Annotated in this window: 11 protein-coding genes; 2 read left to right on the forward strand and 9 right to left on the reverse strand. The window is 37.2% G+C overall.

Annotation, left to right across the window (positions count from 1 at the left end; all coding sequences use genetic code 11):
- Positions 1–146: 146 nt before the first annotated feature.
- The 4 genes from BMW64_RS06860 to BMW64_RS06875 all read right to left on the reverse strand — a co-directional run bounded on the left by BMW64_RS06860 (position 147) and on the right by BMW64_RS06875 (position 6,646).
- Positions 147–4,346, reverse strand: a complete 4,200-nt coding sequence (locus tag BMW64_RS06860) for a T9SS type B sorting domain-containing protein (RefSeq protein WP_089999298.1) — start codon at positions 4,344–4,346, stop codon at positions 147–149.
- A gap of 207 nt (positions 4,347–4,553) precedes the next feature.
- A complete protein-coding gene (locus BMW64_RS06865; protein ID WP_089999299.1) occupies positions 4,554–4,844 on the reverse strand; it encodes a hypothetical protein in 291 nt (96 codons plus the stop codon).
- A 51-nt stretch (positions 4,845–4,895) separates the two neighbouring features.
- A complete protein-coding gene (locus tag BMW64_RS06870; RefSeq protein WP_089999300.1) occupies positions 4,896–5,879 on the reverse strand; it encodes a 2-hydroxyacid dehydrogenase in 984 nt (327 codons plus the stop codon).
- A 113-nt stretch (positions 5,880–5,992) separates the two neighbouring features.
- Complete coding sequence (locus BMW64_RS06875) at positions 5,993–6,646, reverse strand: protein-L-isoaspartate(D-aspartate) O-methyltransferase (protein ID WP_089999301.1); 654 nt, start codon at positions 6,644–6,646, stop codon at positions 5,993–5,995.
- A 132-nt stretch (positions 6,647–6,778) separates the two neighbouring features.
- On the opposite strand from BMW64_RS06875, the gene BMW64_RS06880 reads away from it, so the two are divergent.
- Positions 6,779–7,741 (forward strand): Gfo/Idh/MocA family protein, encoded by a 963-nt coding sequence (locus tag BMW64_RS06880; RefSeq protein WP_089999302.1) that lies wholly within the window; start codon positions 6,779–6,781, stop codon positions 7,739–7,741.
- Positions 7,742–7,801: 60 nt separating this feature from the next.
- On the opposite strand, the gene BMW64_RS06885 is transcribed toward BMW64_RS06880, so the two are convergent.
- The 5 genes from BMW64_RS06885 to rpsA form a co-directional block, all read right to left on the reverse strand.
- Positions 7,802–8,794, reverse strand: a complete 993-nt coding sequence (locus BMW64_RS06885) for an alpha/beta fold hydrolase (RefSeq protein ID WP_089999303.1) — start codon at positions 8,792–8,794, stop codon at positions 7,802–7,804.
- Positions 8,795–8,882: 88 nt separating this feature from the next.
- Complete coding sequence (locus BMW64_RS06890; protein WP_089999304.1) at positions 8,883–9,854, reverse strand: EamA family transporter; 972 nt, start codon at positions 9,852–9,854, stop codon at positions 8,883–8,885.
- 125 nt (positions 9,855–9,979) lie between these two features.
- Positions 9,980–12,580: a T9SS-dependent M36 family metallopeptidase gene (locus tag BMW64_RS06895; RefSeq protein WP_177175251.1), complete on the reverse strand. Its 2,601-nt coding sequence runs from the start codon at positions 12,578–12,580 to the stop codon at positions 9,980–9,982.
- 203 nt (positions 12,581–12,783) lie between these two features.
- A complete protein-coding gene (locus BMW64_RS06900) occupies positions 12,784–14,232 on the reverse strand; it encodes a T9SS type A sorting domain-containing protein (RefSeq protein WP_089999306.1) in 1,449 nt (482 codons plus the stop codon).
- 142 nt (positions 14,233–14,374) lie between these two features.
- Positions 14,375–16,171: a 30S ribosomal protein S1 gene (gene rpsA, locus BMW64_RS06905; RefSeq protein WP_089999307.1), complete on the reverse strand. Its 1,797-nt coding sequence runs from the start codon at positions 16,169–16,171 to the stop codon at positions 14,375–14,377.
- A gap of 347 nt (positions 16,172–16,518) precedes the next feature.
- Between rpsA and BMW64_RS20420 the strand changes: the two genes are divergently transcribed.
- Entirely contained in the window at positions 16,519–16,866 is a 348-nt protein-coding gene (locus BMW64_RS20420) for an alpha-N-acetylglucosaminidase N-terminal domain-containing protein (protein WP_143052653.1), read from the forward strand.
- Positions 16,867–16,870 lie beyond the last annotated feature (4 nt).

Here is a 16,870-nt window from a genome sequence, read left to right on the forward strand (position 1 = left end):
ATTAGTTTTTCGCTAAAATAATGATATTAATTGAATTACTTGATTATTCGATTTCAGAATATTACGTTCCGCAAAGGCGCTTTTCCATTAAAAAATTCCGCGGCAACTTCGTTGCCGCGGAATTTTATTAAGCGTAATTTCAAGTATTATTCATTATTTTTCACCAGAATCCATCCTGTAAACGTCCTGCCATCCGGAAGCGTAATCACATACCAGTAGCTGGAAGTCGGAATAGCCCGGCCTTTTATGGTGCCGTCCCAGAAAAACTGCGTATTCGAGCTTTGTTCGAAAACCTGATACTGGTAACGGTCATAAATTTTAACCGTCGACATCCTGTTGCCAAATACCTGGAGGTCCTTAACAATCCAGTGATCATTAAGCCCATCTCCGTTGGGTGTGATGGCATTTTTAATATCAAGTACTACCCCATCCTGCTTTACGATACAGTCGCTGTTGACATATTTCACATAGAAAGTCGTAACTCCCGTGGGTAAATTGTAGAAAATATTGCCCGCCTGCCATGTTACGCCGTCTACGGAATAAAGAATGGTCTGTGTACCGGTGGCATTGACTACTGCCGTATTGCCATTAAATTGTATTTGCTGAATCACCGGAACATCATAGTGCTTGATTTCAAAGGTATCAGTGTAGGTACATCCGTTGTCAGCTGTTACGGTAAGGGTGTAATTTCCGACAACAGTAACTCCGGTAATGGTATCCGTTGTAGAAATGACCTGTCCCGATGGATTCGTCCAGACGTAACTTACAATCGTATATCCTTCAACATTCACGGTATAATCCAATGAACTTTCCGGACAAAAATAGAGCGTTGGAATATCAAATACCGGCGTCGGTTTCAATGACAGATCAATCTGTACAAGATTCGGGCACGAACCCGGAACGCTAACTTTTACATAAATAATAGCTGAACCTGTACCCTGGTTATAGCTAAAGCCGGAAGGTGTGGCAACAGCATTTGTTCCGGCATGAAGATCAGCCAGGGAAGGATAATAAGTAAAGCTAACGTTTTGCCCTGTATAAATCTGGTTTTCAAACTGTGTCAGGTTGACATTTTCCACACCATCATTCGCAGTATCACAAACTGCAATCTGAAAGGGCCCTCCGTTCTGTAAAACCACTTTATTTCCGAAAGTGAAATTAATGGTTGCTATATCATCACACCCCGGAATATTCTGCACTTTTACCCAAATCTGCGTTGGAAAAGGATTGGCCGAAAAATTACCGGGATTGGAAATGGCATTGGTTCCGTTCTGTGCATCCTGCTGGGTCAGATAAAAGGAAAATGAATTGGCAGGATTCTGTATATCCACCATAAGATTCGTAAAATTCAGCAGATTGACATCATAGCTTCCATCTAAATTTTCGTCACACACGGTAATGGTTGAATTGATGGCCTTTGGCGGGAAATAGGTATTCAGCTGAATCGGAGCAACAGAGTAACAGCCGGTAGTCTGCGACTGAAATCTGGCCCAGACCTGAATGGAAGATACATTCGTTGTTACAGTCGGACCGATCTGGTTGGAAGGATTTCCTGCGTTCGCCTGCGCCGCGGTATTGTAGTAGCTAATCGTCATCGCCGACAATGGATATGTATTCTGTGAAGCGACAAACAATTGTGAAATGGCATCACTAAGCTGGAAAGTTTCATTTAAATTAAAATCTTCATCACATGTTGCCAACGTTGCGGCATTGAGAACGACAGGTGGTAAAAACGTCATCTGTATGCTGAGCTTTGAGACTGAAAAACAGTCACTGCCGTTATATTGTACTTTGACGTACGCCGTTGCGTTTCCGGCAGAAATCAGAAACTGTGAGGGATTTGTGATCTGATTGGAAAATACCTGAGTGGAAGGATTATAATTTAAATAATAGGTAAAATTAACATTCGTCCCAGAATAAATCTGAGGTTGTTCCTGTGTAAGATCATAGATCTCACTTCCGTCATTGTTATTATCGCAGATATCATTTAGATTGATATTCACCTCAGCATTTACTGCCGGTGTTGAAGTTAAGTTCAAGGTAACCGGATATATCTGCTGGCAATTGTAAGAAGTTATTTTGACAAATACCTGCTGCGTTCCGTTTACTGTAATATTGGTGATCGGGTTATTTCCGCTGGCTGCATCAGCTGCCGTCTGATAAAAAATAACGGTTGCATTCTGGTTTCCAATAATAGCCGGAGCATACTGAGACAGCTGTACATTTTCCGAATTGTTATTATTAAAATCACAGATGGTGAATGTAGACTGAACAATTACCGGATGCACGAGATAAACTGTAATCGGCCTTACTGTATAACAGTCATCGGAATTTTCAAACCGTACAAAGTACGTACGAATGACCAGGTTTCCGTCTGTAGTTATCGTTTGGTTGGGACTGATCGGATTGGTTCCGGCATTGGCATTTGCTGAAGTGGCATAGAACTCCGTCACAGGAACCGTAGAAGGAGAAATCAGCATTCCGGTAACAAGGGTATTTAGATCGACCGTAATATCATCCGTCCCGTTAAAGCAAATATATTCCTTCTTCTCATTAGCCACAATCTTGTTGAAAGTAACATTCATATTAACTGTAGCTACGGCAAAACATCCGTTCGGAATCTCCACTCTTATAAAAATGGTATATATTCCTGCTTTAATGGTACTTAAACCCGTTCCGGCTCCTGTAAATGCCTGATCATAGGTTTCGTAGGCAGTAAATGTAGCTCCTGTCTGTGTTGTAATCAGCGGACCTATAACTGATGAATAATTAAAAGGCTCCTGGTTATCAGCATTGATATCGCATACCGTATAAGTAAAATTAACCGGTGAATTGATATTTACTCCAGGTCTGAACTGAAAGCCGACAGGTCCTAAAATATAAGTACAGTTTGCCTCCTGAAGCCTTATCCAAAGATTGGTTCCGGCTGAAACATTTACTGTAGTCAACGCGTTGGTATTATTCTGGGCATCAGACTGTGTCGGATGATAGGAAATTCCGGTAGTGCCGGGAGCAAACAGTTCTGTATTTAATAAGCTTACATTATAATTAGCTTCCACACCGTCATTATTGGTATCGCATATTTCCACTGTATTTTTGATCAAACTTTTAGAAACAAGATTTAAAGTAAGCACTGCAATGCGGTAGCAAGTAGGTACATTCGGATTCTGTATTCTTACATATAAAACCGTATTTGCCGTGAGAGTATAATTGTTAGGTAAAGCATTAACACTATTCTGTGCATCCTGAAGACTGCTGTGGAAACTGAAGTGAAAGCCAGCCGGGTTTTGAGTAGTAAGATTTCCCTGAAAACTATTTAATGTAAGATTTACAGAAGTATTGCCACAAAAGTTCTGGGTATAGTTTGTTGCCACAGGATAAGAGGGATCAAATGTTACCGGAAAGCCATCGGTCAGTGTGAGATCACTGTTTCCGCAAATATTAAACTTAACATTGGCTGTAAATACATCATTCTGAGTAGGGCAAACCGTAGTCTGAACTCCGGTTCCCACGGTCTGACCGGCCGCATTGGTCCAGGTAACTTCAGGCTCAATCACATTTCCCAGTGGGCTAAACTTCCAGCCTTCCTGCATAGCCTGCCAAACGCCCGTATTACGGTTTGCAGGTGATACGCCCTGTGTACCGTCACTGTTGAGAACACCAACCAGCGCATTTTCAAATTTTCGTGTTGGGCAGGGAGTTAGCTTTTTATCGATAAAAACCTCGATCACATTAGTTGTTTCGTGCAGAACAATCTGCGAGGATGATCGGTCGGTACATCCGGAAACTCTTCCTTCAAAAAAGTTAATGACAAATTTTCTGTAAGGCGCTGTCCCAATGGTTGAATAATAGATCTCAGAAGAGTCTCCCGCGGAAAAGACGATATCATGGTATGCTCCGAAGATTGAGTTTTTGGGAAGGTTCGGGTTAGGATTTGTCCACTGTACATTAGGATAATTGATATTTCCTAATTGATTGAGATCAAAAGTGACCATTCCGTTAGAACCCACAATGAGTGACTGGTAATATTGATTATAAAAGCAAAAATTGAAGGGAAGATCTAATTTTTTAGCAAACAGGTCATCATAATTGGCATTCAACGCAGTTCCCTGGTTTAAAGCAACCGGCGGACTGTAAATTTCCTGACTTACCTGATAGCTCGCCGTCTGCCTGAGCACAGGATATTCGACACTTAAGGCAACACATCCGTTGGCATCAAGATCGGTATTGCATGTCACGTTGAAACTTTCATTTCCTGAAGCGTCTTTTACTTTCACATTTACCGGTGCCTGGGAAAACGTAAAAACGCTTAAGAATATGAAGAGAGTTTGTAGATATTTTATCATATTCTTTGATTTTTAATTTATCACTAAGTAATGATAAATTTAATCATTTAAATTAGAATATTTTCTACAAAAATTAATTATCGATACCACATATTTACCATAGCAACAATCTGAAATTTAACAGATAGAATTGTATTAAAGCTTTAGAATTTTTTCTAAAATAATTTGAAATATAGAATAAAAAAAACCTTACCGGTTAAGGTAAGGCTATCTTATCAAGTCGTCGTTCTGCTCTTCGTGGTCATCATCATTGTCACTTAGACCCCAATAACTGTTTTCTTCATCTTCTCCGATATCTTCGGTTCCTGCTTCCTCATCAACTCCGGGAATATCGAGTCCTTTATCTAAAGTATCATCGTCGGTATTTTCATTAAAAATTGGCTTTCCATCTCCGTCTAAAGAGACATGGTCCTCCTGGCTGAATATATCTTCACTGGGCTTATAATCTCTCTGTTCCAGTCTTCTTTCCTGTTCCTGTTCGCTGTTTTCGGGTATCATATAATTATTATTTAGTATTGATTTAAAGTAAACAAAAATAATTCCAAGTTTTTACGAATTGTCAGAATATACTTCAGGATTAGCACAAGCCGGCATCCTCACTCCTTTTGAGAAAGCGATAAGATTTTCCGCAGCGATTTTTGCCATTCCGTTTCTGGCTTCTACTGTTGCCGAGCCGATGTGCGGAAGAACACAGACATTTGAGAGTTCTAAGATAGGATCATCTTTATAAATCGGCTCAGGATTGGTTACATCCAGCCCGGCACCCCAGATTTTATGTTCGGCGAGTGCATCGTACAAATCTTTCTGGTTATGAAAACCTCCTCTCGCCGTATTGATAAATATTGCATTTTCTTGCATCTTTTCAAAAACCGAAGCATTAAAAAGTTCTTTTTGTTCGGGCTTGTAATTTGCGTGAATACTCAAAACATCTGCCGTTGAAATTAATTCTTCAAAAGAAACATATTGTGCTCCCAGCTCTTTTTCAGCTTCCTCGTTTTGGTGACGATTGTGATAGATTATCTCCATATCAAAAGCCGCCTTTGATTTCTTCGCCATTTCAAAACCTATTCTTCCAAGCCCGAAAATTCCTAATGTTTTTCCGTAAAGTTCCTGCCCTAACGCATGAAGCGGATCAAAATCTCCCCAGTTACCCGATTTTACTTTCTCAAAATTGTAGCTGGCTCTTCTTGCAACCGACTGCATCAGCAGAAAAGCAACATCTGAAGTAGCTTTGCTCAGGACATCCGGCGTATTCCCCACCGGGATTTTTCTGCTGTCGGCTTCCTGAATATCCACATGATCAAAGCCTACGGAATACAACGCAATGGCTTTAACATCCGGGCATTCATTAAAGAAATCTTTATCATATTTAAACTCCGTTCCTACACTCAAAATCATGTCGTGACTTTTGCAGTAACTAATCCATTCTTCGCGAGACAAATTATCATGATCCGGGATAAAAACTTCCAGACCAGATTCTTTCAGCATATTGATTCCTATTTCCGGAATTCTTTTATTGATAAATACTTTCATTATTTAATTATTTGAAATTTTTGGATGCTTATATTTCATCAAAAAGCAAACCACCAAAGAAAAAGCCTCACCAAAGTATGATGAGACTTTTACTTCTATACTAAAATGAAGAGCTATAAATTGGTATTTCCAAGCATCGGCACAAATTTATAGGCACCGAATTCTTCCTTTTCAAATTCAGTCGGAGATACTTTTGTGAATCTGTATAAAACCTGTTCATCCGTAGGACCTAATGGAATCACCATTTTCCCACCTACTTTCAGCTGCTTTAGTAATTCAGTCGGCAAAACCGAAGCACCGCAAGTCACAATAATCTTATCAAAAGGCGCAAAAGTAGGAAGTCCGGCAAAGCCGTCACCAAAACTCTGAAATTTCGGATAAAAACCCATTTCACGAAATTTCTTTTTAGAAAAATCAAAAAGATCTTTTTGTCTTTCTACCGTATATACCAACGCTTTCATCGCAAGTAAAACGGCCGTCTGATATCCACAGCCGGTACCAATTTCAAGTATTTTTTCGCCTTCTTTTATCTGTAGCAGCTCAGACTGTTCTGCAACTGTGGAAGGATGGGAAATTGTCTGATGGGCGAGAATAGGAAAAGCTCTGTCTTCGTAAGCAAAATCCTCAAAAATGCTTTCTATAAAAAGATGTCTCGGAACTTCATTCATTGCCGAAAGTACATTTTCATCTGATATTCCGATCCTGTTCCTGAGATAATCAACCAGAATCTTTCTTTTTCCTTTGTGTACAAACGAGTCTTGCGCCATTTAAATTCAGTTTAAAATTTCAGGTAGTAATTTTTACAAAAGTAAAAAAACATTCAGTATTTATCAACCTAAAACCTATCATCTGTCAACCGTTCTTTAAAATTCTTATCTTTACCGAAATTTAATACAGCTATGTTAAAAGCAGGTTTGGTAGGCGCCGGACATTTGGGAAAAATACACTTAAGACTCCTTAATCAGTCAGATCAATATGAATTTGTTGGTTTTCACGATAAAGACATTGAAAACGGCAGAAAACTGGAAGCGGAATTCGGATACAAATATTTTGAAAATTTTGATGAATTGCTTGAACAGATCGATATGCTCGATATTGTAACTCCGACTGTTTATCATTATGATTATGCTTTGAAAGCAATAGATAAAGGGCTTCATTTTTTCATTGAAAAGCCGGTAACACAAACACTTGAACAGGCTGAAGAAATTCTCAGACAATGCCTTGAAAAAGGGATTAAAGCGCAGGTAGGACACGTAGAAAGATACAATCCCGCTTTTATCGCTACGAAAGAATACATTAAGAACCCCATGTTCATTGAGATCCACAGACTTGCTGAATTTAATCCACGAGGAACGGATGTTTCTGTTGTGCTGGATTTAATGATTCATGATCTTGATATTTTGCTGAGTATTGTGAAATCTAAAGTGAAAAACATCCATGCCAGCGGTGTTTGCGTAGTGAGTAAAACCCCGGATATCGCCAATGCAAGAATCGAATTTGAGAACGGATGCGTGGCCAATCTCACCACTTCAAGAATCTCTATGAAAGCGATGAGAAAAAGTCGTTTTTTCCAGAAGGATGCGTACATTTCTGTTGATTTTCTCGAGAAAAAAGCTGAAGTTATCCGAATGAAGGATGCGCCAGAAACGCCGACTCCGTTTGATATGATTATTGAAAATGCGGAAGGTGAAAAGAATCAGATCTTGTTCGAATACCCTGACATTCAACCTAATAATGCAATTCTGGACGAACTGAATTCTTTTGCAAATTCTATTACTGAAAATAAAAACGTTGAAGTTTCCATCGAAGACGGAACGGAAGCACTCAAGGTTGCTTTACGGATCATGGAGCTTATTTCCTGATTTTTAAACATTAAAATAAAATTACCGGCTGCCAAAAATTGGCAGCCGGTAATTTTTTTGTCATTTAATGAAATCATATAATGCATTCCAGAATTTATCATAAACTTCGATATGCGGAAGATGGCCTACGTTCTCAATCTCAATTAATTGAGAACCTTTAATTTCCTGCTGCGTTTTCTTGCCTAACAGTTGGTACTGCCCCATTTTAGGCTGAAGCTCTTTCGGAGCTCTGTCTTTTCCTATAGCTGTTCGGTCTCTGGTTCCGATAATCAAAAGCGTGGGAACTTTGATATTTTTGAACTCATAACAGACTGGCTGATTGTAAATCATATCCGATGTCAGGGCTGCGTCCCAAGCCACTTTTGGATAATCCGGATGAAGTGTCCATCCTGCTATTAAATCAAGCCATGGCTGATATTCAGACTTCCACTTATTATCGTAGTAAAATTTAAGCTGATAATTTTTATATGATTCTGCCGTATTCTTCAGTTCCGACTGATAGGCCTGATCAATTGTCTGATACGCTGCAAATGTTTTATAATCCTCCAATCCGATCGGGTTTTCCAGAATTAATTTCTCTACTTTTTCTGGATATAAGAGTGTAAATCTGGTCGCTACCATTCCACCCATTGAATGTCCTAAAACAATTGTTTTGTCAATATTCAGTTTATCCAAAATTGCTTTAGTATTTTCAGCCAGCTGCGAAAAGGAGAATTGGTAATGTTGTGGTTTAGAAGATTTTCCGAATCCGATCTGATCAGGAATAATCACTCTGAAACCTTTTGCAGAAAGATCTCTTGCGGTTCTTTCCCAATATGCTCCGTTGAAATTTTTACCATGTAACAGCATGATGGCCTTACCGTTTGGCTTTTCAGGTTTTACATCCATATAAGCCATTTTCAAATCATTATTCTGAGATTTAAAATTCAGAAATTGCACTTCAAATGGATATTGATAATTGGTTAGTTCGGCATCAAGAGGTTTAACCTGAGAAAAAAGCATACCGGATATTGTCAATAGCATTACATTCACAATATTTTTAAAATACTTCATAAAGATTTATTTTGATATTAAAATTAAAAAAACTGTCTCAAAAGAAACAGTTTCATTGTTTTATTTTGATGTAATGTAAGTTCAAATATTACACCACAGCAACTTCTTTCTTTGAAGGAAGATTCATTAAAACGATAGCGAAAAGAATCAAGGCAATTCCGACCCATTGCATCAAAATCACTTTTTCCCCTAGCAGTACAAAAGCCATGGTCACGGAAACTGGTAATTCAAGTGATGATACAATGCTTCCCAAACCCAATCCTGCATTCGGAAAACCTATATTAAATAAGATCGGCGGAATGATAGTTCCAAACAACGCCAACACAAAACCATACTTCCATAAAATTGAATACCTGAACGCATGAATATGATGGGTGTTGTCCGTAAAATTAAGGTAAAAAGCTTTTAAGCTTTCCGAATATAATGGTCCTATCTGAGCGAAAATTAAAAATAAAAAAACCACTAGCGAGCCGCCCGCAAGCATAATAATACTTTTTCTGAGCACCGGAAGATGAGTAGCAATTTTATTTGATGAAAACATCGTCAGTGTATAAGAACCGGCCGCCATCAATCCCCAGAAAATTCCTTTTACATCGAGTTCGATATCTGCATTAATAAGATCTGTAGCCAAGACTGTTCCTAATAAAACAATCAGAACCGAAATGATTTTTCTTACATTCGGAAACTTTTTAGTTATGAAACTTTCAACAACCACACTAAACCAAACGGACTGCATCAGCAATACAATAGCAATAGATACATTAATATACTGAACCGCAATATAATAAAACAAACTGGTGCATCCTAAAGACGTTCCTGTCAACAAAAGATTTCTAACTTCTCCGAAACCTGGTGACGAAAGTCTTTTTTTAGAAGTAATGGTTTGAATAAAATTAAGCATCAAAAGACCGATTAAGCCTAATATAAATTGTGAAGTAGTAACTTCTGAAGTTGTATATCCGTCCTGATAGGCGAGTTTTACGAAGGTTGCCAGCATTCCGTATATACTTGCGCCAATTCCTACAAACAGTACTCCTTTCAATACATTTTTCTTCTGCATGATTCATTTTTTAAAAGCCTGCAAAGTTACGGTTATTAAATTAATTAATCTTTATGCTGATGATAGATAAAAAAGTCCGGGCGCAAGCTTCGCTTGCGCCCGGACTGATTAAATATTTTTGGTATTTATTTTTTAACGATCACTTTTGAAGTTGCATCAATACCAATACCTTTTACTTTTACCAGATAGGTTCCGTTGATTAATCTGTCGGTAGAAATGGCTTTTTTAGCATCCGGAGAAACTTTATCTTCAGATGATATCAATTTACCGGACATATCATAGATTTCAACACTCACTTTTCCTAAGGTTTTGCTTGGGAAATTAATGAAGAATTCATTTTTAGCAGGATTCGGATAAATTGAAATTGTATTTTTAACAGTTTGTACTTCATCAGTAGCTAATACACAATCTGTGGGTACACTAAAATCTGCTGTCTGGTCATTAATATCATTTAAAAATCCTGCTGATGCGTTAACCCCTAAACCTCTTTTTGCAAAAGTTCTCCAGATCATACAACGATCTGCTCCCTGTGTAGTAGCCTGATCAGCATCCAGAATTGCATCTCTGCCATCAATAAAAGAAGGATAACAAGGTTGAAGTTTCAATGCATCAGTTACTAACTGTAATACTCTAGTACTGCCATTAGTTGCGTTTGCTGTTACATCTGAAGAATAACCATATTTTGCCACGTATTGCCAATGAAGGTCCCACAACATTGTTGCCCAAATAAAACCAATAGAATGCACGTCCGGAACTATTGCATTTCCATTGTTGTATTCCATACCATTTGTATCATCGTATGTGAAATCATTAATTGCAAAATCAGGAGAATATTTAGCAGGTCTTATTCCTGTTCCTGATATTGTTTGTCCTGTAGGATATGTTCCTATTCCTCTGGGTACAGCAGCATTATCTCCAGCTTTATTAGTAAGCATTAAAGCAAAAAAGTCAGACCATCCTTCACCCATCTGTTCATTATCATCATTTGAGTTGAGGCAACCTGAACCACTACCCGTTAATCTATTTGAAATACCATGCCCATACTCGTGAGCTACAATTCCATTATCAAAACTTCCATCATATCTTGTATCTGCTCTCAGGTCTACATCGACTACTGTATTTGCGGCTAGCTTGGTTTTGATATATTCACCTTCAGCATTGGTAATAAGTACAGAAGGTATGGTGATGGTTGAGTTTGTACCCCCCATATTAATAAGAGTAGAACCATTTGCTGTATTATTATAAATTATTACACCAACTGCTCCCGCATTCTGTGCATTTTTTACCTTAACCGTAAAGGTACATGATGAAGGCCCTCCTCTTTCCACTAAACCAATTTTCCCTGCCAATTCTCCTGCCGGTAATGCCGTACAGGCATTAATTACACTGGCCAGTTTTACGTTACCGGTTACTCCAACATCATTAAGGGTAGGACCAAATTCGGCCACTCCGGCATTTACTATTCTTCCAACCGCATCCGACGGAGCTTTATAAAATACCTTTCGGTTTGATCCTAACCAAAGATACATTTGCATGATTGGGTTGTAGCTATCAGGATAAGGTGCAAAATTGGCGTTATTAAATCCGCCACCGTCCTGTGACTGTGCAAAAACTTCATCGTCGTCTAAACCTCCATTTCCGAAATTATTGTTTTGAAAGTTTTTTGCAGATTCGGTAAATCCTAATTTATAAAATATATCATGAACCATGTTACTGATATAAAAAAGGTTCGTTGTTGCAGCAGATAAATTTGTATATGTTAGAGCTGTTGGATTATATGGAAAATCGAAGTTCCTTGTACTTCCGCCATTTGGTGAAGTTCCAAAAGTATTTTCATTATCATCTTTATCATCGTAAGCATAAACATTGTTACCTCTTGTAATGGTATAATGGGTAGTCCCGTTTGAATGCCATCCTTCAGGTGAAGATGCCAAAATCCAAGGATTGCTCACGACAGATCTTGATCCGAATGTCGGAGCTTCAATAGGAAGTGGAAAAACATTGTAACTGGCATTATCAGGCGACAACATTACCAAGTTATTTTGGTTCGTCTGATATGAGTTTTTATTATCAGGTAATGAAACCATATGACTTTCATCGTGAGAATAAGAGCCATCTGTAAAATTACATGATAAATTTATGTTAAATTTATTCAGTATACTACCTGTATTTGCATCAATAAGATAGCTCCAGTGATTATTTGTTTTAGGCTCATTCAGTAAATATTCGTAAGCAAGTTTTAAATTTCCTGTCTTGTCGGCAGTATATACGAAACGCTGTTTCGCCGCCGTCATTTTGTAAGCTCCCTTTTCAAAAAAAGCCATAATAGGTAAATCTGAAATTTCAGGCTTACCAAGATCTTCAGCGATTTTATGTAGTGCTACATCTTTAGTAATTGCGGCAACTGTAGATGTCGAGTTTTTATAATCTTTAATGAAATTATCTTTATAATAGACAATTTTATTGTCTTTAATTAAAACCGTTCCAACAGAATTATAAACAGGAATTCCATTATACATCTGCTGAAATTTTACGACATTTCCATTCATTGACTTTGAAATATCAACATTATCTATAACAAAACTGTTAAGATCAGATTTTTTATATTCTCGTAATTTATTTTGAGAAATATAATCTTTGATCAACCTTTCATTGTCTTGTGCAAACAACACGGAAGGAAAGATTGTTGAAACTACAAACAGAAGGGGTAAAGCTACTTTTTTCATATTTACAAATAAAGGCGCTAATCTACAAATAATTCCTATCAGAACAATGATATATTTGAAATTATTTAATCATAAACTAATATCACAAATTAATCTTGATTTTGAATAAGCAAGAAATTGAAAATAAGTATGGAAATCACTTTAAATAAACTGCCCCGGAAAGTTTAACCTTCCGGGGCAGTGTAATGAAAGACTGTTAATTATTATTTCTTAATAATCTTTTCGGTGTAAATTTCATTTTTAAGTGAAATTACTTTTACAATATATATACCTTCTTTTTGAGAATGAATATCAATATCTATAATATTCTGACCTTTAAAAGGCTTACTATATACTATATTTCCGTTCAAATCCATGATTTGGAGATTTCCTGACTCAATTTTTTTATCTAAAATAACTTTAAATGCTCCATTGGTAGGATTAGGAGATATTTTAAGACCGTTTTCTTTCAATACAATTGAAGAAGGTGACATTCTTGTAACACCGCAATTTGGTGCCGTAGTAAGGTAAAGATCATAATCAAAGTATGGATGACCATTCCAAGAAATTACATCATATGGTGCGCCTTGATATTCATACTGCATAGAAAGAAGAAATACAAATTTTCCCACTGTTCCCGCTGGAAAAGTAAAATCCGAAGGCTGAAGCGAATAATAAAAACTTGTAGAAGAAGTCATCACCGGAGCAAAGTTAACCGAATAATCCTGTCCCGTTACGACATCCCTTGCTACTAATTTAAACGCAGAAAATGTAGCGCCAGCCGGCAATATATAGCTTCCACTGATTGTCTGCGCCTGTGAGATTCCGCATCCGTTGGGCTCATATTTAAAATTAATATTGCCCCATCCTGAATTATTACAAATTTCAAAAGCTAAATGTGACCAATAATCCGCTTCAGCAGGAGATATATCAAAATAAGATCTCTGGTAATATGATCTGTAAGGTACTCCATAATCAGGATCATCAACATTGGTTTCTACTGGTCCGTTATAAGATCCTCCTTCGCTTGCTATAGATGCCGCAGCAGCCGTCGCCAGCGCATCCGGAGTAAGATGTACCATTGTAAATTTTGCCTGTCTTGCTATTTTAAAATCAAGAACATTTTTAAAGGCGTCAGGTGTATTCAATGCAGGAAAATCATAATTTACCAAATACGAACCATCATCTATACCTCCTGTGTTTCTTTCCGCATCAGTAAATACGATAACTCTCATAGGATTTGCAGGATCCCTGTTTAGCGTTGTCTGAGGACTTACGATATTCGCATTCGAAACACCATCAAGAGCATTACCTATTAATCCTAAGGCTTCATTGAAATGATCACCATTGTCAAGTCTTCTTTGAATCGCTTGCGTCATGAATGTACCGTTTGTAAAATCATATTCAATATAAATTCTCGGCGTATAAAAAGAATTGGTGGTATTGTAAATTCCTGCTCCATAATGAACTACCGCAATTCTGTTTAAAGGATTACATGCCAAAAGCTGTTCAATTACTTTTATTGCTCCTAACTTCATTGATGTAAAGCGGGCGTTCGTCATAGAAGTTCCGTTATCCAAAACAACGATGTAATCTGTTCCTCCAGTTTGTGCAGATAAAGAGTTCCATGACATGATGAAAGTCAGGACTAAAAAGAAGAATGTTTTTTTCATAGTTAAAAAGTTTAAATTTAGGTTCGGCTAAAGATAATAATTATTCTTTAATAAGTGAGTTATTTAAAATCTTTTTAAAAATTTTTAATAATAAAAAAAGCCACTCAAATTGAGTGGCTCATATTTTAAAATGGGTTAAAGATTATTTACCTTCTTCCATTTTTCTTTTTAATTCTGCTAATGCATCGATATCTCCAAGAGTAGATCTCTCTTCGTTTGAAGAAGATGAAACATTATTAGATCTGTTGTTAGAAGCTTCTCTCGCATTTTTCTTTTCTTCGTCTCTGAAGATTCCTGTGTGAGAAACTACTACTCTTTTGAATTCTTTGTTGAATTCAATTACTTTGAAATCAGCTTCTTCACCTTTCTTGATTTTAGATCCGTCTTCCTTCTCTAATAATCTTGATGGGCAGAAAGCTTCAACCTCAGCATCTTCGAACTGTACAGAAGCACCTTTATCGTGAACTTCTACTGCTTTACCAGCGTGGATTGTTCCTTCAGCATATTTCGTTTCGAATGCATCCCAAGGGTTCTCAGTCAATTGCTTGTGACCTAGAGATAATCTTCTAGCCTGGATGTCAAGTTCAAGAACTACAACATCTAACTTATCACCAACTGCACAGAATTCAGATGGGTGCTTGATTTTCTTAGTCCAAGAAAGATCAGAGATGTAGATTAATCCGTCGATACCTTCCTCCAACTCTACGAATACACCAAAGTTAGTGAAGTTTCTTACAGTTCCTACATGCTTAGATCCTACAGGGTATTTAGCTTCGATATTTTCCCATGGATCTTTGCTTAATTGCTTGATACCCAAAGAAATTTTTCTATCTTCTCTATCTAAAGTTAATACTTCAGCTTCAACTTCATCACCTACTTTCACGAAGTCACCGGCAGATCTCAAGTGAGTAGACCAAGACATTTCAGAAACGTGGATTAATCCTTCAACACCTGGAGCGATTTCTACGAATGCACCATAGTCAGCAAGAACAACTACTTTTCCTTTTACTTTATCACCAACTTTTAAGTCAGCAGAAAGAGCATCCCAAGGGTGAGCTTCTAATTGCTTCATACCCAATTGGATTCTTGTTTTCTCATCATCAAAGTCAAGGATAACAACTTTTACAGTTTGTCCGTCCTCAAGGATTTCAGATGGGTGGTTCACTCTAGACCAAGAAAGATCTGTAATGTGGATCAATCCATCAACACCTCCAAGGTCAATGAATACACCGTAAGAAGTAATATTCTTAACAGTACCTTCAAGAACTTGTCCTTTTTCAAGCTGAGCGATGATTTCTTTTTTCTGACCTTCGATATCTGCTTCGATCAATGCTTTGTGAGATACTACTACGTTTTTGAACTCAGGGTTGATTTTCACAACTTTGAACTCCATAGTTTTACCTACGAACTGATCGTAATCTTTGATTGGCTTAACGTCAATTTGAGAACCAGGTAAGAATGCCTCGATTCCGTGTACGTCAACGATCATACCTCCTTTAGTTCTGGATTTAACAAAACCGTTTACGATTTCACCTGTTTCGTGAAGTTCGTTTACTTTATCCCAAGCTTTAAGCGTTCTAGCTTTTCTGTGAGATAACTGTAACTGACCAGTTTTGTCTTCTCTTCTGTCAACCATTACTTCTACCTCGTCACCTACTTTAAGGCCTTGGTTGTAACGGAATTCGTTAAGAGAAATAACACCTTCAGATTTGAAGTTGATGTCTACGATAGCTTCTTTATCAGTTAATCTTACAACTTTTCCAACCAATACGTCATTATCGTCAAGGTTGTTTAAAGATCCGTTGTAGATTTCCTCAAGATCGCTTTTCTCTTTTCTAGCATCAGCATCAAGACCAGATTCGAAAGAATCCCAGTCAAATTGTTCAGGTGCTACGTTTTGGTTTAATAATAATTCTGCTGAATTTGTCTCTTTTGACATAATTCTAATAAAATTTGTATTCCTTCTCTTTCAACGGTTTGAATAAATGTGAATTGAAAAATACGGAAGTAATTAATTTTTAGTTATTTACTTTTCAAACCTTTTCGCCACAAAAGTGGGTGCAAAGATAGTGATTTTATTTGAGATAAACAATAATTCAGAAGATTGTTTTCTTACCCTTAATTAATTGATTTTCAGATTTAAATTAAATAATATTTAGGGAGTTTTGATTATAAGATCCAAGAATTTCACTCTATCTTTCAATGAATGAGTTGATAACTTCATAGCTAATCATTAAAATATCAAAATGAGACAATATTTTTTTTAACTTTAGCTTTTAAATTTTGATGATGAAAAAGCTCTCTTCTTTACTGCTAATTCTGATTACTCATTTACTTTATGCACAAAATGATACCGAAGCTGCCAAGGCACTTCTTCTGCGAATAGCTCCGACCTATAAAGACAAAATAGTATTCAAACAAGAAGCAGATCCCAGAAAGGATTTCTACCAGCTTGAATACAAAAAAGATCACCTTATTATTACGGCAAATTCCGCAAATTCTATGGCGGTAGGATTAAATTTTTTCCTTACAGCCTATTGCAAAATCTCTGTTTCATGGTATGCCGATAACCGAATAGAAGTTCCCGCAACATTTCCTAAACTTTCAGAAACTGTAAAAATGAATCCCGGGTAAATAA

This window comes from Chryseobacterium taichungense, from assembly GCF_900109935.1.
In the GTDB taxonomy this organism is placed as follows: domain Bacteria; phylum Bacteroidota; class Bacteroidia; order Flavobacteriales; family Weeksellaceae; genus Chryseobacterium; species Chryseobacterium taichungense.